Below are 19,300 nucleotides of genomic sequence, written 5' to 3'. Positions count from 1 at the left end.
CGTGAACCTCGGCTTTGTTGTTCGCCTGCGCGCTACCTTATCGCGCGGGGCGTTGCGGATCGGCAAGGGCGCGAACATGCGATATCTGCCAAAGCTTCGCTATCGCAACGGCAGGATTGAGATCGGGGATCGGCTTTTCACCCGATGTGGCGTCGTCCTCGATGCCCAAAGCGGCGCGATCGAGATCGGCAACGAGGTATCGATAAACGATTACTCGATCGTGCTCGGACATGGTGGCGTCACGATCGGCGACGGTACCCGGATTGCGGCGCACGTCGTCATTGTCTCGTTCGAGCACAGCTATGACGACGCCACGCTCCCCATAAAGGATCAGCCAATCAAAAAAGGCAGGGTCGAAATCGGTAAGGACGTCTGGATCGGCGCCGGCGCCAAGGTGCTTGCCGGCACCAAGATCGCCGATGGCTGCGTGATCGGGGCAAACAGCGTGATCAAGGGGGCAACGGAGCCGTTTGGCGTCTATGTTGGGTCGCCCGCGCGTTTGGTCAAAAGGCGCGGACTGCCCAACACGACTAGGAGGGAACAATGACCGACGGGCATGGAGATACCAGTTCAAAAAAGGCGAACGCTGTCGCCGAGGAGTGGAAATCTCTCCTGGCAGGATACAGCGATGTTGTCTTGGTCGCAAACAGCGATGAAGTGAACATCGAGGAGCTCAAGGCGCGCTTTCCCGACACCACACTTTTTATCTTCTTCAACAAGGTCTTCAAGGTTCTGAATGAGCCCTTCACCCGTCCTTCCCTGCTCCTGTCGAGAAGCGGAACCCTGGGTGCCAACCTCGTGAAGAGCGGTAAGGTCGACAAGGTCCTGCCCTATTTCGATATGCGCACTTTCCACGGTGTGGTGAACGTCAAGGCGGGACCCAATGAGCAACTTAGTCCGGCATCTGCGTTCGGCGACGTTCATGTCAGACACCTTGATCTGACGGAGGTGTTTACACCTTTTTATCCACCCACAGGTGTGCCCACGACCGGTTTCGCGCTCTGCTTCTGGCTGACAACAATTGATCTCGGTGCAAGGATTACGCTGGCCGGTTTCTCGTCGAAGCGAAGCGAGCGCTACAAGGTGCTCGATGTTCACGACTGGACTTTCGAACAGGTGCTCCTGCGTCTGATGTTCCGCAAAGGGAAGATCAATATCGTCGGAAGAGACGCGACCAATCCATATGCGGACCTTTCAGCTCACTTTCCGGAGTATACGCCCGCCGATATTGCGCTAACAGCCAATGAGATCATAGACGAACGGCTCGGCAACCTGAGTTCGATCGTCGACCGCCTGATGGATGTCACCCGCTTTCTCCGCTTTGTCGATCGGACCTGGAAGAGCCTGAAGCCAAAATCACGCAAGCAGCGGCGATGGGACGAGATGGAAAAGAAGAAAACTGATCGGTGAGCCGCAACGAGCCGCCATCTTCAGTCTGAACCGCGCGATGATGGCCTGAGCTACGTGTGGAAAGCTCACCCTTGCAAACGCAGTCCATTCGTACAATCCTGCCGCTGCAGTCGCTTTATGTTTGATGATGGTGGTCGAAGCCGGCCACTGAATGGACGCGCGACTTGCCGGCAGCCAGAGAATGTCGCGGCAATCGATCTTGACTGCTTCGGAGACGGATGATGATTGCTACGCCCATCGACCCGACTGATCCCTGGCTGCGCCAGGCGCAGACATTCCCGGTTCTGTCCTTCGAGATGATCGAGCGCGCCAAGGCCTATGGTCTCGAAGAGAAGGTGACTGAGGATACCATCGTTTTTGAGCGCGGCCAGCGCACGATCGACTTCTTCCTTGTGCTGGAGGGGGAGATCGAGTTGTTCATCGATGATGTCAGGCGGGGTCGCCGCTTGGTCTTCACCTATCACCCAGGGCAGTTTTCCGGCGAACAGAACATCTTCACGAAGCGGCCCATGCTTCTGACCGGGCTGGCAAAAGCCGGTTCGCGCCTGTTGCGGATCACCAATCGCGACTTCCATAGCTTTATCACGGGCGAGCCCGATATCGGCGAGACGATCATTCGATCCTACATCCTGCGCCGCGCCGGCTTCGTGCGCCATTCCGAAGGCGGCGTCTTGTTGATCGGGGACCGGCACCATGGTGACGTTCTGCGTATTCAGCGCTTTCTCACGCGTAACCTCTATCCTGTCGCAGTCGTCGACCCCGCGATCGAGCCGACGGCTTTGGCGTTGATGCAGAAACTGGCAGTGACATCTGATACGCTTCCTGTCGTCGTGACGCCCGACAGGAAAGTCTGGTCGCGTCCGTCCAACGCCGCACTCGCCGATTTGGTTGGCATCAATGAGCCTCCGGAGGCAGACACCATCTATGACGTTGCGGTCGTCGGTGCCGGGCCTGCCGGTCTGGCAGCATCGGTTTATGGCGCCTCAGAAGGTCTTAGCACCATCGTGCTTGAAACAATGGCGCCTGGCGGGCAGGCGGGCACCTCATCCAAAATCGAAAACTACCTCGGCTTTCCCACTGGTATCTCCGGCCAGGCACTTGCCGGTCGGGCGCATATTCAAGCCCAGAAGTTCGGCGCCAGGATTTCGGTCTCGCATGAAGTCATGAAGCTCGATTGCTCCTCGTATCCCTATAGCCTCGTTCTTGACGACAAAACGTCGTTGCGCGCGCGCTCCATCGTGATCGCGACAGGCGCGCGCTACCGAAAGCTCGACGTGTTGAACTACGACAAGTTCGAAGGGCAGGGCATCCACTACGCGGCAACAGCCATGGAGGCCCAGATCTGCGCGGATGACAATATCGTCGTGGTCGGCGGTGGCAATTCCGCAGGTCAAGCGGCAGTCTTTCTGTCACGAACGGTCCGGCACGTACACATGCTGATGCGCAGCGGCATCGCGTCAACCATGTCGGATTATCTCGTTCAGCGCATCGAGCGGTCGCCGCGCATCAGTCTCTACCAGCAGGCTGAAATCGCCGCGCTGCATGGCGAAAAGTCATTGAACGGCGTGACCTGGATCGATCATCGGACAGGAGAACGCCATGAGTTGGCGGCCACCAACATCTTCGTCATGATCGGCGCTTCCCCGAACACCGGTTGGCTCGATGGCTGCCTCGATCTCGACCAGCACGGCTTCGTCAAAACGGGCATGGTTGCGACGGAGCATAGCCCCGCGTCACCCTACGCAACCTCGAAAGACGGCATCTTCGCGGTCGGTGATGTACGCGCCGGTTCGGTCAAGCGCGTCGCCTCCGCTGTGGGCGAAGGGTCAGTGGTAATTGCGGCGATCCACCAGTTCCTTGAGCGTGAGCGCCAAAGCGAACATGACGATCCGGTACTGAGCGCGACCGCTGCGCGATAAAAGCGGCGACCACGGCTTGACCGCCAGACTGCTGACCCGTCAGTCGATGTTTTTCTCCAGTTGTTCGGCTGCGATATCGGGTGGGGTCCATCCGCGTTCGGCCTTTTCGCCAAGCGCGCTGCGGTCGCCCATCATTGCCTGCTCCAGCAGGTCGGCGATTTCCTTTGCCTTGGCGATGTATTCCTTGTTGTCGAAGACCGCGACCTCTTCCCGCCACAGTGGTGCGAGTTTGCGAAGGCCCCGGACGTCTTGACGCACGAAGACCGTCTTGCTCTTTTCGACGTCGTAGGGATGCATGCCGAGCCCCTTCAGCGCGTAGCCGGCGGCGCGAACAGAACTGTCGAACACCTCACGGACGATATCGTGGGCGCCGGCCTCATAAAGCCTGTAGACGGTCGTCCGATCGAACGCGCGGGCGATGATGTGGATATGCGGGTTCTCCCGGCGCGCATGCTTGACGATTTCGATCGCCCGCTCCGGATCGTCGATCGCGACCACAAGGACCTTTGCCTCATGTAAGCCCGCCGAATGCAGGAGGTCCGGCCGGCTGGCGTCGCCGAAGAACGAGCGGACGCCGAACTTGCGCAGGCCCTCGATGACGTCAGCCTGGTGGTCAAGCACTATGGTCTTGTAGCCATTGGCGAGAAGCATGCGGTTGACGATCTGCCCGAAGCGGCCAAGGCCGGCGATGATGACGGAACCAGGTTCGGGAATCTCGTCAGCGTCCTGCTCCTGCCGGCGGTCGAAGCGCGGCACGATCAGCCTGTCGAAAATGATGAAGAGTGCCGGCGTCAACAACATGGACACCGCGACGACCAGCAACAAAACCGCGGCCAGATCGGGCGGCAGCACGGCGCTTTGCACGGTAAACGAGATCAGCACGAAACCGAATTCGCCAGCCTGCGCCAGCCCCAGCGCGAAAAGCCAGCGATCGGTGCCACGCAGCTTGAACACGAAGGCGAGCGCCAGCAGCACGATCGCCTTCAGCACCATAACGCCTACCGTGATCCCGAGTACGGACCAGACCTGCGCATAGAGCAGCGAGAAATCGATACTGGCGCCCACAGTGATGAAGAACAGGCCGAGCAACAATCCCTTGAACGGCTCGATATCGCTTTCGAGTTCGTGGCGGAATTCGCTGTTGGCAAGCACAACACCGGCCAGGAACGTGCCGAGCGCCGGCGACAGGCCGACCACGGTCATCAGCAATGCGATACCTATGATCAGAAGCAGGGCGGCGGCGGTGAAGATCTCGCGCAGCTTGGAGCGGGCGATCAGCCGGAAGATCGGGCGCGACAGATAGTGGCCAGCGGCGATGACGAAGGCGACGGCAACAATCGTCACCAGCGTCACCTGCCAGCCCGGCAATCCTTCAACGAGGCTGAATGAGTGGTGCCCACCATTCCCGGCATTGCTGCCGAGGGGATGGCGCACAAGCTCGGGCAAAGCCAGCAGCGGGATGAAGGCCAGCATCGGAATGACGGCGATATCCTGGAACAAGAGCACCGAGAAGCTCGCCTGTCCGCCGGACGACCGAAGCAGGCCCTTTTCACCGAGCGTTTGCAGAACGATTGCGGTCGATGATAACGAGAAGATGAAGCCGATCGTCAGCGCGACGCTCCAGACCTGACCGAAAAGCATGGCGCAGCCCGTAACGACCAGTGAGGTCACGATCACCTGCAGCCCGCCAAGGCCGAGCAGCTTCGAGCGCATCTCCCATAGCGCGCGTGGCTGCAGTTCGAGGCCGACGAGAAACAACATCATCACCACGCCGAACTCGGCGAAATGCTGCAGATCCTGCGTTTCGTTGCCAACCAGATGCAGGGCTGGCCCGATGACGATGCCGGCGATGAGATAGCCGAGCACGGAGCCGAGCCCCAGTCTCTTGGCGATGAGCACCGAGACGACAGCTGCCAGCAGATAGATGAAGGCCTGGAAGATAAAGCTATTCATGGGGCATGCTCTCACGAAGCGGAAGCGTCTCGGCGCTCAGCAATTCCATGCCGGCGGCGGCGTCGATGTCGAAGGTCTCGTCGCGCAGAGCCTCCAGCAGCCGCCGGTAACCCTCCAGATGCGGCTCGGCCCGCCCGTCGCCACGCGCATCGTGCGCGGCAAACAGTGCGTACGGTGCAACGAAGCGCATCCGGCACAGATTTGCCGTCTGCTCCAGCGGTGATAGCAGCGCCCGGAGGCGGAAATGGTTGCTGCCCTGTTCGGTATAGGCGTGGTCGGGGCCGCCGGCGGTAATGACCGGCAGGAACAACTTGCCTGCAAGCTTGTCTCCGGTGTGGCCGTAGGCAAACCCATACTCCAACACCAGGTCCTGCCACTCCTTCAAAATCGACGGCGTCGAATACCAGTAGATCGGAAACTGAAAGATGATCACGTCGTGCTTCAGCAACCGGGCCTGTTCGACGTCAATGTCGATATCGAGCTTTGGATAATCGGCGTAGAGATCGACAAAGGTCACGCCTTCAATGCTGCCGGCGATCTTGGCCATCAGGATATTGACGCGCGAATGGCGCTGTCCGGGGTGGGCGAAAAGCACAAGCACCTTGGCCATGTATGGGCTCCCATCTGAATTCAAAATGCCTGAGATCCAGGGCCGGATCGGTCTGAAGTGCGCCGTATCCACAAGGGCCTTGGCAAGACCTAGTAGAAGTGCGGGATCGGCCCTACCTGTTCGGTTTGATCCGGCAAGTCAACCATGATTTCATCCACGTAGCACCATCCCCAACCCTCTGGCGGATCATAGCCCTCCATAACGGGATGATCGGTTTGAAGGAAGTGACCGGTGGCATGCCTGCCGATCGACTGATCGCAGCAGCCGACATGGCCGCATTCCCGGCACAGTCGCAGATGGACCCAGGCCTGACCAATCGCCAGGCACTCTTCACAACCGCGCGTCCTTGGGCGGACGTTGCGGACCAGGCGAACATGCTTGCAAGTATGCGACATGGTTTTTCCTCGAGTGAGCTGAATTTATGCAAGCGGCTTCGGCCAATTATAATCACTTTCTGCGAGCTCGCGGGCACGGAGTTCTCGCACCGTGACACGACGGATGAGCAGCTTTCCCACGAGACTTATGCAGCCCATTGGTGCGCGGGCAACTATACCCGAGTATGCCCCCCACAAGACCCAGGTCTATGCAAACTTGATCATAGTAGGATTCCGCCGGCACGGTCCCATCGCCAGAATAGAGCCAGAAAATCACACCTCAACCGGTTCCAGGACGGAGATTGACGATGCAGGCGACCACGACAATTGCGATGGAACACCACGAGCCGAACGTCGGCGCTCTCGGCGTCTTCCAGCAAGGCGCCTCAAACGTATCACAGCTCCTGGCACGCGCCATACATTGTGTCGACCAGGACGAGGCGATCGCCATCGATCTCGTCAAACGCGCCTCGATGCTTCTGAAGCCATCCCGTGTCGTGTCGGGTGGTCCGCTATCGCGCGAAAGGGCGGCATCGGGCGGGTTGGCGCCATGGCAAGTGGCGCGTGTCAAGCGGTTCGTCGAAGATAACATGGCGCGGAGCGTTGCGATCGACGAACTGGCGGAACTGGCAAGCCTGAGCACCAGCTACTTCTCGGCGGCCTTCAAGAGGAGTTTCGGTCTGTCTCCGCATACCTACATTATCGCCCAGCGCGTGGAGCGCGCCAAGCAGCTGATGCTTTCCACCAACGCACCCCTATGTGAGATCGCGCTCGATTGCGGCCTTTCCGATCAGGCTCATCTTTCGCGGATTTTCCGCCGTGCAACCGGTACAACACCGAGCGCCTGGCGCCGCTTTCGCCTTCGCCCTGCCGCCAAGCGCGAAGCTGGTGAATATGAGCTCGCGCTTGCTGTCTGATCGAGGCTCTTGAAGCACGAGTGGGGCGGCGACCAGTGATGCACGCGACATCAGGCCGACTGATACCGGAGCGTTCGGTCCCGCGATCAGGGGGGCGGTTCGGCGAGCGTGGATCGGATCGCGGAGATAAAAACCCGCACTTTCGGCAGTATCAGCCTGGTCGTCGGGTAGACCGCCCAGATCGCGTTGGTTTCCGGCACTGCGTCCTCGAGTGTGATGCGAACCAGGCGGCCGGCGTCAATGTCGTCTTCGACATACCAGTTGGAAAGCAAGGCGAGGCCGCCACCGGCAAGGCAGGCGGCGTGGCAACCGGCGATGCTGCTCGACGAGAAGCGCGAATTCAATCGCACATGGGTTTCCCCGTCCTCACGCACGTCCCCACGGATGCCTCCACGCATGAATGTCCAATGCGAGACGCCGGTCATGGGGAGGCAATCGTGCTCAAGCAGGTCGTGCGTGTTCATTGGGGCGCCGCGCCGCTTGAGGTAAGCGGGTGCGGCGACCAGCGAGCGTGCATTGTCGGCGAGCTTCTGGGCAATCAGGCTGCTGTCCTTCAGCCGCGCAATCCGGATCGCAAGATCGGTGCCCGAGGCAACGAGATCAGGCAAGCTGTCGTTCATATCGACCGAGATTTTAAAATCCGGATTGTCCTGCAGAAGCTTCGGCACCAGCGGCATGACGAGCTTCAGGCCGAAAGCCACGGGAACCGAGACACGCAGCAGGCCCGCTGCACCCTTGCCGTCTGTCCGCAGCCGGGCCCTGGCCTCCTCCTCGTTTTCCACCAGCGCCTGGGCAAACGGCAGGAATGTCTCACCCTCCGGCGTCAGCGAGAGGGATCGTGTCGTACGATGCATCAGACGCACGTCGAGCGCCGCCTCCAGAGACGCGAGGCGGCGCGTCGCGACCATCGGTGCGATCCCGAGGCGTCGTGCGGCCTCCGAGAGACTACCGGCCGCTGATGCAGCAACGAAGATCCTGACATCCTCGGTATTCACTATATCAGATTTCGATATTCCGGTTGATCATCTTCGCTCAGTACACCGAAATTCGAGAAAATAATAGATAGGTTCCATCTTCTGAAGCCAGAAAGGCTACAAGCATGACCACCGTGACCACTATTCAAAGACCCTTAGCTGCCACGCCAGCCGGCATAGGCCGGATCGGGCTGCTTGCAATGGCCGTAGCCAGTGGCATCGCCGTTGCCAATATCTATTATAACCAGCCCATGCTCGGGATCATCGAAGCCGATTTTCCAGGCCAGTCCGCCACTGGGCTTATCCCGACAGCCACTCAGCTTGGCTATGCGCTCGGCCTCTTCCTATTGCTGCCACTTGGCGATCTCGTTCATCGCCGGCGTTTGATCATCAGCCAATTCCTGATACTTGCCGTCGCCTTAGCGCTTGCGGCGATCGCACCCACCGCCTGGACACTGGTCGCGGCATCACTTGTGGTCGGCGCGAGCGCAACTGTTGCCCAGCAGATCGTGCCCTTCGCGGCCTCATTGGCCTCGCCTGAAAAAGCGAGGGGCCACGATCGGCACGGTGATGGCGGGCGTGCTCTCAGGCATCCTGTTCAGCCGCACCCTGTCCGGTTTCGTCGGCGAACATGCCGGATGGCGCGCCATGTTCTGGATCGGCGTTCCGATGGCGCTTTTGGGTGCAGCCATGATGTTCGCCGCCTTGCCAAACCATCGCCCGACCTCGCGCATGCGCTATCACAACGCGATCCGTTCGCTGGCACAACTGTGGAAGCAGCATTCTGCGCTGCGTACCGCCACCTTCGTACAGGCAGCGCTGTTTGCGTCATTCACAAGTTTTTGGACGATCCTGGCACTCTACCTGCAAGGTCCACGTTTCGGGCTGGGTGCTGATGTCGCGGGTCTGTTTGGTATCGTCGGCGCGGTCGGCGTCTTTGCGGCGCCGGTGGCGGGCCGTATTGCTGACAAACGCGGCCCGCATTTCGTGGTGTGGCTCGGTGCTCTCTTAACGCTCGTCGCCTGGATCGTCTTCGGCGTGTGGTGGTCGATCGCAGCGCTGATCATCGGCGTCATCGTGCTCGATTTCGGCATTCAGAGCGCGCTGGTCTCAAATCAGCATATCATCTACGCGCTGGATCCTGAGGCCCGCAGTCGGCTGAACACGATCTTCATGACTGGCATGTTTCTCGGCGGTGCCGCCGGATCAGCGCTTGCCACCCTTGCCTGGGGCTACGGCGCATGGCCGGCCGTGACTGTTCTCGGCGGATTGCTCGCCATCGTGTCGCTCGGCGTCCGGCTGCTCGATTACTGGGCGCAGCCAAAGACGGCGTGACACCGCTACGTGAGACCTCAATGCGCAAAGGAAAAGCGCCAGCCGTGCTTTCGGCTGGCGCTTTCGATTCAATTAAACGTGAAATTCAGCCTTCGATCTGAAGGTTGGCATCGCGAGCTGCGGCGATCAGGGCCTGCCTCGCATGCCCGCCGCCACGCTTTCCTTCCAGCACAGCGGCACAGGCCTTGAGTGCGCGAACAAAGGATTCACCGGTCAACACCGGCCATTTATCGGCCAGCAGCCAAGCCGCGTCTCGCGTGCTTTTCACCACATATTTCACGGAGCCAATCGCGATTGTGAGTGGTTTCTTCCAAAGCTTTTCATCAGTCATGCATCACCTCATCGGCGGCCTAAACGCCGGCTGGAGGATTTGGTTCCAACGATAATGTTAGATGAGGCGATGCTCATGTTGCGACCGTTTGGCGGTAGTTGTGTCGCATAAAAATCACCGTGCGACGCATTGGGGGCGTTTCATGGCGTTTTTGTTCATCGCACCCCGCATCGTTTTAGGTGAAGATCGCCCTTTCTCTTGTTTGGTGGTGCAGATCGATGGCTTCGCAGGATCCCCTACTTCAACCATTCCAATTGAAACACCTCACGCTGAAGAACAGGCTGATGTCGACCGCGCACGAGCCGGCTTATTCCGAAGACGGCATGCCAACCGATCGCTACCGGCTCTATCACCTCGAAAAGGCCAAGGGCGGCATCGCGCTGACCATGACGGCCGGTTCGGCGGTTGTGTCTCCCGATTCACCGCCCGCCTTCGGCAACCTGCACGCCTACCGCGACGAGATCGTGCCATGGCTGAAGCGGCTGGCCGACGACTGTCACGAGCATGGTGCGGCCGTGATGATCCAGCTCACCCATCTTGGCCGCCGCACCGGCTGGAACGAGGGCGATTGGCTGCCGGTGCTTGCGCCAAGCCCGATCCGCGAACCCGCCCACCGGGCCTTCCCCAAGGAGGCTGAAGAGTGGGATATCGAGCGGATCGTCGACGATTACGTTTCAGCTGCTGAGCGCATGCAGGCCGCCGGCCTCGATGGCATCGAGTTCGAGGCCTACGGCCACCTGATGGACGGCTTCTGGTCGCCGGCCACCAACATCCGCGAGGATGAATTCGGTGGCGGACTTGAGAACCGGATGCGCTTTTCAACAATGGTCACTGAGGCCGTGCGCAAGGCGGTCGGCCCCGATTTCATCGTCGGCATCCGGCTTGTGGCCGACGAGCAATGGGACAAGGGCCTGTCGCGCGAGGAGGGCGTGGAGATCGCCAAGCGGCTCGTCGCCGGTGGGGCAATCGATTTTCTCAATGTCATCCGCGGCCATATCGATAGCGACGCTGCGCTCAACAACGTCATCCCCATTCAGGGCATGCCGTCCGCGCCGCATCTGGATTTCGCCGGCGACATCAGGGCCGCCACGAAATTTCCGGTCTTCCATGCCGCCCGCATTTCCGACGTTGCGACCGCCCGCCACGCGATCGCCGAGGGCAAGCTCGACATGGTCGGCATGACGCGGCCCCATATCGCCGATCCGCACATCGTCAGAAAGATCGAAGCCGGCGAAGAGGCGCGCATCCGCCCCTGCGTCGGCGCGACCTACTGTCTCGATCGCATTTATGAGGGCGGCGAGGCGCTCTGTATTCACAATGCGGTGACGGGCCGCGAAACGGAAATGTCGCACGAGATCGCCCCTGCTGCGTCGGCGCGGCGGGCTGTGGTTGTGGGCGCAGGGCCGGCCGGGCTTGAGGCGGCCCGTGTGCTGGCTGAGCGCGGCCATATGGTGGATGTCCTTGAGGCGAGCGGCGAGGCGGGCGGTCAGATCAATCTTTTGGTCCGCAATCCAAGGCGGCGCGAGATGGTTGGGATCGTCGACTGGCGCCTGGAGGAACTTGAGCGGCTGGGCGTCACGATACACTACAACGTCTTTGCAGGTGGCAACGACGTTCTGGCCTTCGAGCCGGATCTGGTGGTAGTGGCAACCGGCGGTATCGCGCAGTCGCCGGCGCTCGATGCCGGAGATGAACTGGTCACTTCGACATGGGATATCTTGGCCGGCTCGACGAAGCCGGGCGAGACTGTGCTTCTGTTCGATGACAACGGCGCCCATCCCGGCATGTCGGCGGCCGAGGTTATCGCCGGTGCCGGCGCCGAGCTGGAACTGGTGTCACCGGAGCGTTTCTTCGCGCCCGAGATCGGCGGCATGAACCATGTGCCCTACGCCAAGGTCTTCGCCGAAAAGAACGTCAAGGTCACGATCAACACGCGGCTGAAATCGGTGCGCCGCGATGGCAATCAGCTCGTGGCCATGCTGGGCTCCGATTACGCGGAAGAGACCGTCTTGGAGCGCCGGGTATCGCAAGTTGTCGTCGAGCACGGCACCATGGCCAATGCCGATCTCTATTTCGAGCTGAAGCCGCTGTCGCGCAATCTCGGCGCCGTCGACTATGGCGCCTTGATCGCGAGACGAGCGCCGTTGCCGCTGCGCAATCCGGAGGGCCGTTTCGATCTCATTCGAATCGGTGACGCGGTGGCGAGCCGCAATATCCACGCCGCGATTTACGAAGCGTTCCGTTTTGCATCACTTCTTTGAGATCAGGAGCGACAAGGATGATCTTATTGCGACTGCCAATACATGAGAACATTGAAAGAAAGCTCCAATGCGCCATTTTTTGACGCAATCGGAATGGCGCATGCCGAGCCAATGACGGCTCAATGGGGAGGCTGGCGGACGCGGTGCTGCCGGCGCCCGGGTTCACGTTGCACCGCGACCAGAGGGAACAAGAAAATGAAAATGCTTTTGGCTTCCACCGTCCTCGCTGCCGGCCTGCTTGGCCTTGGCGGTGTTGCATCCGCCGCCGAATGTGGTGATGTCACAATCGCCAACATGAATTGGCAGTCCGCCGAAGTGGCGGCAAACATCGACAAGCTGATCCTTGAGGCAGGATACGGCTGTAAGGCCGAACTGGTTGTCGGAGACACCGTCCCGACGCTCACCTCCATGGCCGAAAAGGGCCAGCCCGACATCGCGCCCGAGGCCTGGGTCAGCCTCCAGCCCGAGATCGTCAACCGCGGCCTGACCGACGGCAAGTTCATCAAGGCCGCAAAGATTCTCTCCGATGGCGCCATCCAGGGCTGGTGGATACCAAAGTATTTCGCCGACGCTCATCCTGATGTGAAAACGATCCCCGACCTGATGAAGCATCCGGAACTCTTCCCGGCACCTGAAGACAAGAGCAAGGGCGCCGTCTTCAACGGTCCGCAGGGCTGGGGCGGCACGGTTGTGACCGCGCAGCTCTTCAAGGCTTACGGCGGCGACAAGGCCGGCTTCACGCTCGTTGACACCGGCTCGGCCGCCGGCCTCGATGGCTCGATCGCCAAGGCCTACGAAGCCAAGCAGCCATGGGTCGGCTACTACTGGGCACCGACCGCGCTCCTCGGCAAGTACGAGATGGTGAAGCTCGGCTACGGCGCCGAATATGACGCCGCCGAATGGAAGCGTTGCACCTCGGTTGCCGATTGCGCTGATCCGAAGGAAAACGCCTGGCCCGCCGACAATGTCGAGACGCTGGTGACCAAGACCTTCGCCGATCGCGCCGGTCCCGATGTCGTCGGCTACCTCAACAAGCGCGCCTGGACCAACGACACCGTCAACAAGCTGATCGCCTGGATGTCGGATAACCAGGCCAGCGGCGAAGAAGGTGCCAAATACTTCCTGAAGAACAATGAAGCGCTTTGGACCACCTGGGTTTCTCCCGAGGTCGCCACGAAGATCAAGGCTTCGCTGTAAGCACCGCATCGACAGCGGGCGGCCCCGATCAAGGGATCGCCCGCCTACACACCGGCAGGACGGTCAACAATAATCAAAGCCGCCGCCGATTTTGTCATGGGGAACCGACATGGATTGGCTCTGGAAATTTCCGTCGATGGACGAGGATATGCTGCGCGCCTTGAAAAAGAGCGTAGACGAAGGATTTCGCGCCTTCACGCGCGGCTATGGCAGTGGCATCGAAAATCTGTTCAGTCCGCTGCAAAGCTTTTTGATCTGGGCTGAACGCCTGATGACGGGCATGCCATGGCCGTTGGTGATTGCGCTGATTGGCGCCATCGCGTGGTTGGCGACGCGCAGTTGGCGCATTGTCATCGGTTGCATCGTCACGCTGCTTCTCATCGGCTATTTCGACATGTGGGAAGACACGATGAAGACGGTCTCGATGATCTTCGTCTGTACCGTGCTTTCGATCGCGATCGGAATTCCGATCGGCATTGCCATGTCGCGCTCGGACAGGCTTCAAAGGATCGTCAACCCGATCCTCGACGTCATGCAGACGATGCCAAGCTTCGTCTATCTCATTCCCGTCGTCATGCTGCTCGGTATCGGTCGCGTGCCCGGCGTCATCGCCGTCGTCATCTATGCACTTCCGCCGATGATCAGACTGACCAATCTGGGCATCCGCATGGTCGACCGCGATGTGCTTGAGGCCGCAGATGCCTTCGGGTCATCAAGCTGGCAGAAACTGCGCAATGTCCAGCTTCCGCTGGCACTGCCGACGATCATGGCCGGCATCAACCAGACGATCATGATGGCGCTCGCCATGGTAGTCATCGCATCGATGATCGGCGTACAGGGCCTCGGCCAGCCGGTATTGAAGGCCATCGCCAACCAGTACTTCACGCTCGGCGTCTTCAATGGCCTCGCCATTGTCGGCATCGCCATCATTTTCGACCGTATCAGCCAGGCATACGGTCTGCGTCTTCAGAAGCATCGGGAGGTCGTTCATGGCTAGCCAATCGATCAATATCCGTAATCTTTACAAGATTTTCGGACCTCGAGCTCGTGATTTTGTTGAGCCCGTCATGCGGGGAATGTCGAAGACCGAACTCAACCGCGAACACGGTCATGTCCTTGGCCTGAAGGACATCAACATCACAATCCCAGGCGGCGGCATCACTGTCATCATGGGGCTATCAGGCTCCGGCAAGTCCACGCTGATCCGCCACATCAACCGCCTGATCGACCCGACATCCGGAGAGGTCCGCTATGGCGATGTTGATGTCTGTCGCATGGACAAAGAGCAGTTGCGCCAGTTCCGCCAGAAGAAGACGGCCATGGTCTTCCAGAAGTTCGGCTTGCTGCCGCATCGAAACGTGTTGCAGAACGCCGTCTACGGGCTTGAGATCCAAGGTGTGGGGAAGGGCGACCGCGAAGAGCGCGCGCAGCACTGGATCAAGCGTGTCGGGCTTGAAGGCTTCTCCAACCACTACCCCAATCAGCTCTCGGGCGGCATGCAGCAGCGCGTCGGCCTTGCCCGTGCGCTGACCAACGATGCCGAAATCCTGTTGATGGACGAAGCCTATTCGGCTCTTGATCCATTGATCCGCGTGGATATGCAGACGGTGCTGCTCGATCTACAGAAGGAGTTGAAGAAGACCGTGGTCTTCATCACCCATGACCTCGACGAGGCGTTGCGGCTCGGAGACCGCATCGCGATCCTTAGAGACGGCGAGGTGATCCAGCAGGGCACCGCGGCCGATATCGTGCTCAGGCCCGCCGACGAGTACATCACCGCCTTTGTCAAGGAAGTGAACCGCGCCAGGGTTATCCAGGTCGACGCCGTCATGTCACCGCCGTCAGCGCTTGCGAAGTCTGGCCTTCGCATTCCTGCCGGGACAGCCGTCGAGGAAGCCTTGCGGCAGCTATCGGCCGCTAACGCGTCGGCAGCAGCGGTCGTGTCTGAAGACGGTCAGGAGATCGGCAGCGTCAGCATGAGCGAGCTGATCCGTTGCCTCGTCGGTCACGAGCCGGGCACGCCGCAAGCGGCGGCGCCCGCGGCTGCGGCTAAAGCCATGTCGGCCATCCCGTAATCGGCGCGGATACAGCGTTGCATTGAGCTTGAAGCATGCGCGGTCGGACGAAGTTTCGGCCGCGCATTGTTCTATGAAAACAAGCGCTTACGCCTTCACGATCCAGTCTTGGTTGAGGTCTGCAAAGGATGCGGCTGGAAGCGGCCCGGCGGTCATGAAGGTAAAATCGAAGGCGGAGCGCAGATCCGAGCCCAGTACGTACTGTCGATGCACGCGCAAGAAATCGCGGCGGATCTTGCGATAGTGCTCTCCAGTCAGCATATGGCGCATGCGGATCGTAGCAATCGAGGCCTGAGGCGCGTCGGCATGGCCGCAGCAGGCCACGACGCGCGACTTGTAGAAATGGATCACGTCGGTCAGACAGTGGATCTCCAGCCAGAAAATCTGTTGTGTGCGCGCAATCGCGCCAACTCTTGCCCGCAGGCTCTTTGCCGATCGAAGTAGGGCGCACTGCAAAATCGCGCCGCCGAGCGTCACGAAGACCACCCGCTTATTGGCGAAGAGCTCTGGTTCTTCTTCGACCAGCATGCCGATGACATGGCTGGCAATGCTCGATCCCATGCTGTGCGAGGTGATCAGATACTCGTCCGCATTCTCGCGCATCGCATCGCGCACCCGCGCCTTGCACCGCTCGAGCCACTGAACAATGGCTGGATCGTCAAGCTTTGCCAGCGCCACCGCCAAGTCCCAATCCGCAAAGAGATGCAGCGTGTGGAACCTTGCGGCGAAGGGAAGGAAGACGAAGCGGAAGAACATTATGCCAAGCAGCGCGCTCCAGAGGAAATTCCAGCGCTCAAGGCTTAGGACATAGGGAGCAGCAGTGATCGTAGTGCTAAGGACAAGTGCGACCAGAACCAAGGCGAAGGGAAAGACGAAGAACAGGCCGAAGCGCCATGCGTGCTTGAAGTAACCGAACAACCCGCCCTGAGCGACGACGCGGCCAGCGCTCGCATAACCTGACAAGAGACGCTGTAGCAGGCTCTTGTCACTATATTTGCGGACGAGGTCATTATGGTCGAAGACGAAAACGCGGCTTGCCGTTTTTTCCGCCTGAAAGCTGCAGCTGACGTCAAATTGACCGTCCTCCTTGCAGGCGCCGACAGTCAGGTCGAGGTTCCAGGCCCTGGCACTCAGATTGCCGGACCGCACGTAGCGTGCATGGTGGGCTTTCGAATCAAGCGGCTCGAAACCAGGAAAATGCAGAACGACGCGTCTTTCCACCATTGGGTTGGCCACGGGGTTGATGGCAGCTTCTTGATTCAATATTTATGACCCTGGCGGAAAATCGAAATGCGGCAGCCGGCCTCTTGGCCATGTCGCTCTTACGGACGATGATGGACGGTAGACCACTAACATTCCGGGGTGCGCGTCAATCCAGTCCTGAGAACTAAAATAGAAAACCCTAAAAAATGAGTGGTCGCTTCAATGGCTCATCTATGAGCCGACTATGGAAACAACAAGGCCTTTTACCCTTCTTTTCATCAAAACCGGTGGCTTGTCAGGATGGTTCCGACATTTTTGCGCTCTCGCGTGGCATATCGGAGACGGGTTTCTTGCTGCTCATGGAAAATTGCGCGATATTTCAACAGACTGTATTGCGCATATGAGGGAGTTCGTCAGTGACCTGCGCCAAGGACATGGTTCAAGGAACGCACGGTTGAAGACGGCGCGGCGCCTTTCTGTGTCTGGTTCGCCGAGGACACGCGATCCGTCAGATGCACGGCCTGGGATCAGCCCTGTCGACATCGCTGATCACAATTCCCGTACAACGCTCGGGCTCATCCGCCGCTTCGGACCGCTTACGCGCCAGGAGCTATCACGACGCCTCGGGCTGACGGAGCCCGCAATCGCAGGCATCGTGCAGCGCCTGGCAAGTGCCGGGCTGGTCGCCGGGCGAAAGCGCGCTAGCGCGACGCGCTACGCGGCGCTGGAATTCGCGCTTTGTCCCGACGCTGCCTTCTCGCTCGGGATCTCGGTCGCGGCGCAAGGTGGGGAGATCATTGTCATCGACCTTTCTTGCTCGATCCGCGCGCGCGTCGGCTTCACGGATATCGATGAGGTCGGCGAGGCGGTGGGAGGCATCCGGCATGCGGCGTCGGGCAAGCTTGTCGGCTGTGGCGTCGCACTTGCACCCGGAGCGTCCTTCGACCATCGGGTGCTAAAGGATTGCATTGGCGAGATGGTCGGGCCGCTTTATGTCCTCGACGACAGCGACGCCGCCGTCGGCGCGGAACGCACGCTTGGGATCGGCGATCCGGATGGGGGGCTTGTGACCATCCTGATCGACGATACCGTTCGCGCGGGGCTACTCATCGGGGGCAGACCGTTTCGTGGCATTCACGGACTTGCCGGCCAGATCGGCAATATGCGATCTGGCGTGGACGGCGCGACGTTGAACGAGGTTGCGACATTGCCCTCGCTTGAGCATCACCTGGCGGCCCAATCCGCTTCGGTGGATGCGTGGACTGTCGTGGCCGCGCGCCACCTTCATGAAGCGGTTTTGACGATCTCCGGTTTCATCGCTCCGGGGGCGATCCTCATAGGCGGGTCGTTGCCTGACGACATTCTGGCGTCAGTGATATCGTGCATGGTGCGGGAGCGAGAGGAAAAAATCCGCGACCTTGTGATCGCTCCCTGGATCCCGGTGGTTCAACCGGCAACCCACCCGAAGGACGGCGTCGTGCTGGGCGCTGCCCTTCGACCGTTCAATGAGACGCTATTTCCCGTTTGAAGCGTCAACCGGCAGCAACCTTGGAAACCACTTCGGGCCACCGTCCCACATTGTTTGCCAGGCCACCTATCGGGTTGCGGAACCGCTGCGCGGGTTCGGCCGATGGCAGACCGAGACGATGGGCGAGCGGAATGGCCGCAGCGCCGAGGGCTGCCGCATCCTCCGAGCCGGCCGCGCGATGCAGCGACGGCGCCTTTGCGCCGAGACGGCCAATCTCCTCGTGAACGTAGAGCAACAGCTCGTCGATAATCCGGACGGGAAAGCGGCCGCCGATGAGAACGCCCTCCGGATCGACGATCATGCCGATATGAACGATCGCCTGGGCGATCTTGACACTCACTTTGCGCAGCCATGCGCTGACGATTGCGCGTCCCTTCGTATCGAGCGTCAGGAGATCAGCGGGCGTGGACGCCTCGACGCCGTTCCGCTTCAGGTGATCGAGCAGGATGAACAGTGAAAACATCTCGCCAAGCGGCTGGGTGCTGCCGGCAAACGGGCCATCATCAAACAGCACCGGCAGCCAGCCGATTTCGCCGCCAATGCCGCTGGCCCCCTTGTGGCGGATGCCGTCGATTACCAGGCTGCCCCCAAGGCAGGCATTCGCCAGGATGTAGAAGAAGCTGCCGATCTCGGTGCCGAGACCGTATTCAATCTCGCCCAGAGCAGCAGCATTCGCATCATTGTCGATGAATACAGGATGGTCGGAGATCGCTTCGAGCGCGCCGCGCACATCATAGCCGCTCCAGCGTCGGTATTCCGGCGGAAAGCCGATAACGGGTACTTCACCGAGCCAATCGGGGATAGCAAGGCCGATCCCGGCCAGCCGGCTTTCCTCGATGATCTTGCGTCGCCGGAAAGAGGAGAGCGCATCAGCCATCAAAGCCGCGAAATCATCCGGCAGCAGAAACCGCGCCTCGTGATGAATGCGGCCACGCACCGTACCAACAGCGTCGACAGCAACGATGGTAAGGTGATCGCGGTCAATATTGGCGCCGATCGAAAAAACACCTTCCGGATCGATCTCCAGCTCGATGGCCGGCTGCCCACGCAACCCGTGCCGGCGCCGCGCCTCCATGACGAGGCCCTCGTCGAGCAGGCGCTCGACGATCCGTGTCACAGCCTGCTTAGTCAGCCGCGATTGCGCCGCCAGTTCGGTACGCGAAATCGGCCCGCCGCGATGGATCGCGCTCACGATCATGGCCCGGTTGGCCGC

16 protein-coding genes and 1 pseudogene are annotated in these 19,300 nt (G+C 60.2%); 10 read left to right on the top strand and 7 right to left on the bottom strand.

Going from position 1 to position 19,300, the window contains the following annotated elements; translation table 11 throughout:
* Position 1 precedes the first annotated feature (1 nt).
* The 3 genes from QTL96_RS08320 to QTL96_RS08310 all read left to right on the top strand — a co-directional run bounded on the left by QTL96_RS08320 (position 2) and on the right by QTL96_RS08310 (position 3,329).
* Complete coding sequence (locus QTL96_RS08320) at positions 2–547, top strand: acyltransferase (protein ID WP_289727378.1); 546 nt, start codon at positions 2–4, stop codon at positions 545–547.
* Entirely contained in the window at positions 544–1,410 is an 867-nt protein-coding gene (locus QTL96_RS08315; protein WP_289727377.1) for a 3-deoxy-manno-octulosonate cytidylyltransferase, read from the top strand. The genes QTL96_RS08320 and QTL96_RS08315 overlap by 4 nt, the downstream gene beginning before the upstream one ends.
* A gap of 221 nt (positions 1,411–1,631) precedes the next feature.
* On the top strand, positions 1,632–3,329 hold the full coding sequence (locus QTL96_RS08310) for an FAD-dependent oxidoreductase (RefSeq protein WP_289727376.1): 1,698 nt from the start codon (positions 1,632–1,634) through the stop codon (positions 3,327–3,329).
* A 39-nt stretch (positions 3,330–3,368) separates the two neighbouring features.
* Here QTL96_RS08310 and QTL96_RS08305 read toward each other — a convergent pair whose 3' ends face one another.
* The 3 genes from QTL96_RS08305 to QTL96_RS08295 form a co-directional block, all read right to left on the bottom strand.
* Positions 3,369–5,282 (bottom strand): monovalent cation:proton antiporter-2 (CPA2) family protein, encoded by a 1,914-nt coding sequence (locus QTL96_RS08305; protein ID WP_289727375.1) that lies wholly within the window; start codon positions 5,280–5,282, stop codon positions 3,369–3,371.
* Positions 5,275–5,892, bottom strand: a complete 618-nt coding sequence (locus QTL96_RS08300) for an NAD(P)H-dependent oxidoreductase (RefSeq protein WP_113197932.1) — start codon at positions 5,890–5,892, stop codon at positions 5,275–5,277. Before QTL96_RS08300 ends, QTL96_RS08305 begins: the two co-directional genes overlap by 8 nt.
* Positions 5,893–5,981: 89 nt before the next feature.
* The gene (locus QTL96_RS08295) at positions 5,982–6,287 is read right to left on the bottom strand and encodes a UBP-type zinc finger domain-containing protein (RefSeq protein WP_289727374.1); all 306 of its coding nucleotides are present in this window, start codon (positions 6,285–6,287) and stop codon (positions 5,982–5,984) included.
* A 287-nt stretch (positions 6,288–6,574) separates the two neighbouring features.
* Between QTL96_RS08295 and QTL96_RS08290 the strand changes: the two genes are divergently transcribed.
* Positions 6,575–7,183 carry an AraC family transcriptional regulator gene (locus QTL96_RS08290; protein WP_289727373.1) on the top strand — a complete coding sequence of 203 codons (609 nt, stop codon included), beginning with the start codon at positions 6,575–6,577 and terminating at the stop codon, positions 7,181–7,183.
* 86 nt (positions 7,184–7,269) lie between these two features.
* Here QTL96_RS08290 and QTL96_RS08285 read toward each other — a convergent pair whose 3' ends face one another.
* A complete protein-coding gene (locus QTL96_RS08285; protein ID WP_289727372.1) occupies positions 7,270–8,178 on the bottom strand; it encodes a LysR family transcriptional regulator in 909 nt (302 codons plus the stop codon).
* 104 nt (positions 8,179–8,282) lie between these two features.
* Here QTL96_RS08285 and QTL96_RS08280 point away from each other — a divergent pair.
* Positions 8,283–9,492 (top strand): annotated as a pseudogene (locus tag QTL96_RS08280) (MFS transporter).
* A gap of 85 nt (positions 9,493–9,577) precedes the next feature.
* On the opposite strand, the gene QTL96_RS08275 reads toward QTL96_RS08280, so the two are convergent.
* Positions 9,578–9,823, bottom strand: coding sequence for a DUF982 domain-containing protein (locus QTL96_RS08275; protein WP_112973582.1), 246 nt, complete (start codon positions 9,821–9,823; stop codon positions 9,578–9,580).
* A 218-nt stretch (positions 9,824–10,041) separates the two neighbouring features.
* On the opposite strand from QTL96_RS08275, the gene QTL96_RS08270 reads away from it, so the two are divergent.
* From QTL96_RS08270 to QTL96_RS08255, 4 genes are all read left to right on the top strand, one after another.
* On the top strand, positions 10,042–12,084 hold the full coding sequence (locus QTL96_RS08270) for an NADH:flavin oxidoreductase (protein WP_289727371.1): 2,043 nt from the start codon (positions 10,042–10,044) through the stop codon (positions 12,082–12,084).
* Between the two features lie 195 nt (positions 12,085–12,279).
* Positions 12,280–13,281 (top strand): ABC transporter substrate-binding protein, encoded by a 1,002-nt coding sequence (locus tag QTL96_RS08265; RefSeq protein ID WP_112941978.1) that lies wholly within the window; start codon positions 12,280–12,282, stop codon positions 13,279–13,281.
* Between the two features lie 109 nt (positions 13,282–13,390).
* Positions 13,391–14,278 (top strand): proline/glycine betaine ABC transporter permease, encoded by an 888-nt coding sequence (locus QTL96_RS08260; RefSeq protein WP_112819040.1) that lies wholly within the window; start codon positions 13,391–13,393, stop codon positions 14,276–14,278.
* Positions 14,271–15,356, top strand: coding sequence for a glycine betaine/L-proline ABC transporter ATP-binding protein (locus QTL96_RS08255; protein WP_289727370.1), 1,086 nt, complete (start codon positions 14,271–14,273; stop codon positions 15,354–15,356). Before QTL96_RS08260 ends, QTL96_RS08255 begins: the two co-directional genes overlap by 8 nt.
* 87 nt (positions 15,357–15,443) lie before the next feature.
* Here the strand turns inward: QTL96_RS08255 and QTL96_RS08250 are convergent, their stop codons facing one another.
* Entirely contained in the window at positions 15,444–16,580 is a 1,137-nt protein-coding gene (locus QTL96_RS08250; protein WP_289727369.1) for a hypothetical protein, read from the bottom strand.
* Between the two features lie 457 nt (positions 16,581–17,037).
* On the opposite strand from QTL96_RS08250, the gene QTL96_RS08245 reads away from it, so the two are divergent.
* On the top strand, positions 17,038–18,087 hold the full coding sequence (locus QTL96_RS08245; RefSeq protein WP_289727368.1) for an ROK family transcriptional regulator: 1,050 nt from the start codon (positions 17,038–17,040) through the stop codon (positions 18,085–18,087).
* A 4-nt stretch (positions 18,088–18,091) separates the two neighbouring features.
* On the opposite strand, the gene QTL96_RS08240 is transcribed toward QTL96_RS08245, so the two are convergent.
* The gene (locus QTL96_RS08240) at positions 18,092–19,285 is read right to left on the bottom strand and encodes an ROK family transcriptional regulator (protein WP_289727426.1); all 1,194 of its coding nucleotides are present in this window, start codon (positions 19,283–19,285) and stop codon (positions 18,092–18,094) included.
* Positions 19,286–19,300 lie beyond the last annotated feature (15 nt).

Source organism: Rhizobium sp. S163, assembly GCF_030380805.1.
GTDB lineage: Bacteria > Pseudomonadota > Alphaproteobacteria > Rhizobiales > Rhizobiaceae > Rhizobium.
Note: the sequence above shows the minus strand (reverse complement) of the source record. Positions and strands in the feature narration are given on the sequence as shown.

What these genes read in the sequence shown, in the direction of transcription:
- QTL96_RS08260 (WP_112819040.1), top strand. Translation starts at nt 13,391, where the DNA reads ATGGATTGGCTCTGGAAATTTCCGTCGATGGACGAGGATATGCTGCGC.
- QTL96_RS08305 (WP_289727375.1), bottom strand. Translation starts at nt 5,282, where the DNA reads ATGAATAGCTTTATCTTCCAGGCCTTCATCTATCTGCTGGCAGCTGTC.
- QTL96_RS08270 (WP_289727371.1), top strand. Translation starts at nt 10,042, where the DNA reads ATGGCTTCGCAGGATCCCCTACTTCAACCATTCCAATTGAAACACCTC.
- QTL96_RS08290 (WP_289727373.1), top strand. Translation starts at nt 6,575, where the DNA reads ATGCAGGCGACCACGACAATTGCGATGGAACACCACGAGCCGAACGTC.
- QTL96_RS08240 (WP_289727426.1), bottom strand. Translation starts at nt 19,285, where the DNA reads ATGATCGTGAGCGCGATCCATCGCGGCGGGCCGATTTCGCGTACCGAA.
- QTL96_RS08275 (WP_112973582.1), bottom strand. Translation starts at nt 9,823, where the DNA reads ATGACTGATGAAAAGCTTTGGAAGAAACCACTCACAATCGCGATTGGC.
- QTL96_RS08255 (WP_289727370.1), top strand. Translation starts at nt 14,271, where the DNA reads ATGGCTAGCCAATCGATCAATATCCGTAATCTTTACAAGATTTTCGGA.
- QTL96_RS08265 (WP_112941978.1), top strand. Translation starts at nt 12,280, where the DNA reads ATGAAAATGCTTTTGGCTTCCACCGTCCTCGCTGCCGGCCTGCTTGGC.
- QTL96_RS08315 (WP_289727377.1), top strand. Translation starts at nt 544, where the DNA reads ATGACCGACGGGCATGGAGATACCAGTTCAAAAAAGGCGAACGCTGTC.
- QTL96_RS08295 (WP_289727374.1), bottom strand. Translation starts at nt 6,287, where the DNA reads ATGTCGCATACTTGCAAGCATGTTCGCCTGGTCCGCAACGTCCGCCCA.
- QTL96_RS08250 (WP_289727369.1), bottom strand. Translation starts at nt 16,580, where the DNA reads ATGGTGGAAAGACGCGTCGTTCTGCATTTTCCTGGTTTCGAGCCGCTT.
- QTL96_RS08300 (WP_113197932.1), bottom strand. Translation starts at nt 5,892, where the DNA reads ATGGCCAAGGTGCTTGTGCTTTTCGCCCACCCCGGACAGCGCCATTCG.
- QTL96_RS08310 (WP_289727376.1), top strand. Translation starts at nt 1,632, where the DNA reads ATGATTGCTACGCCCATCGACCCGACTGATCCCTGGCTGCGCCAGGCG.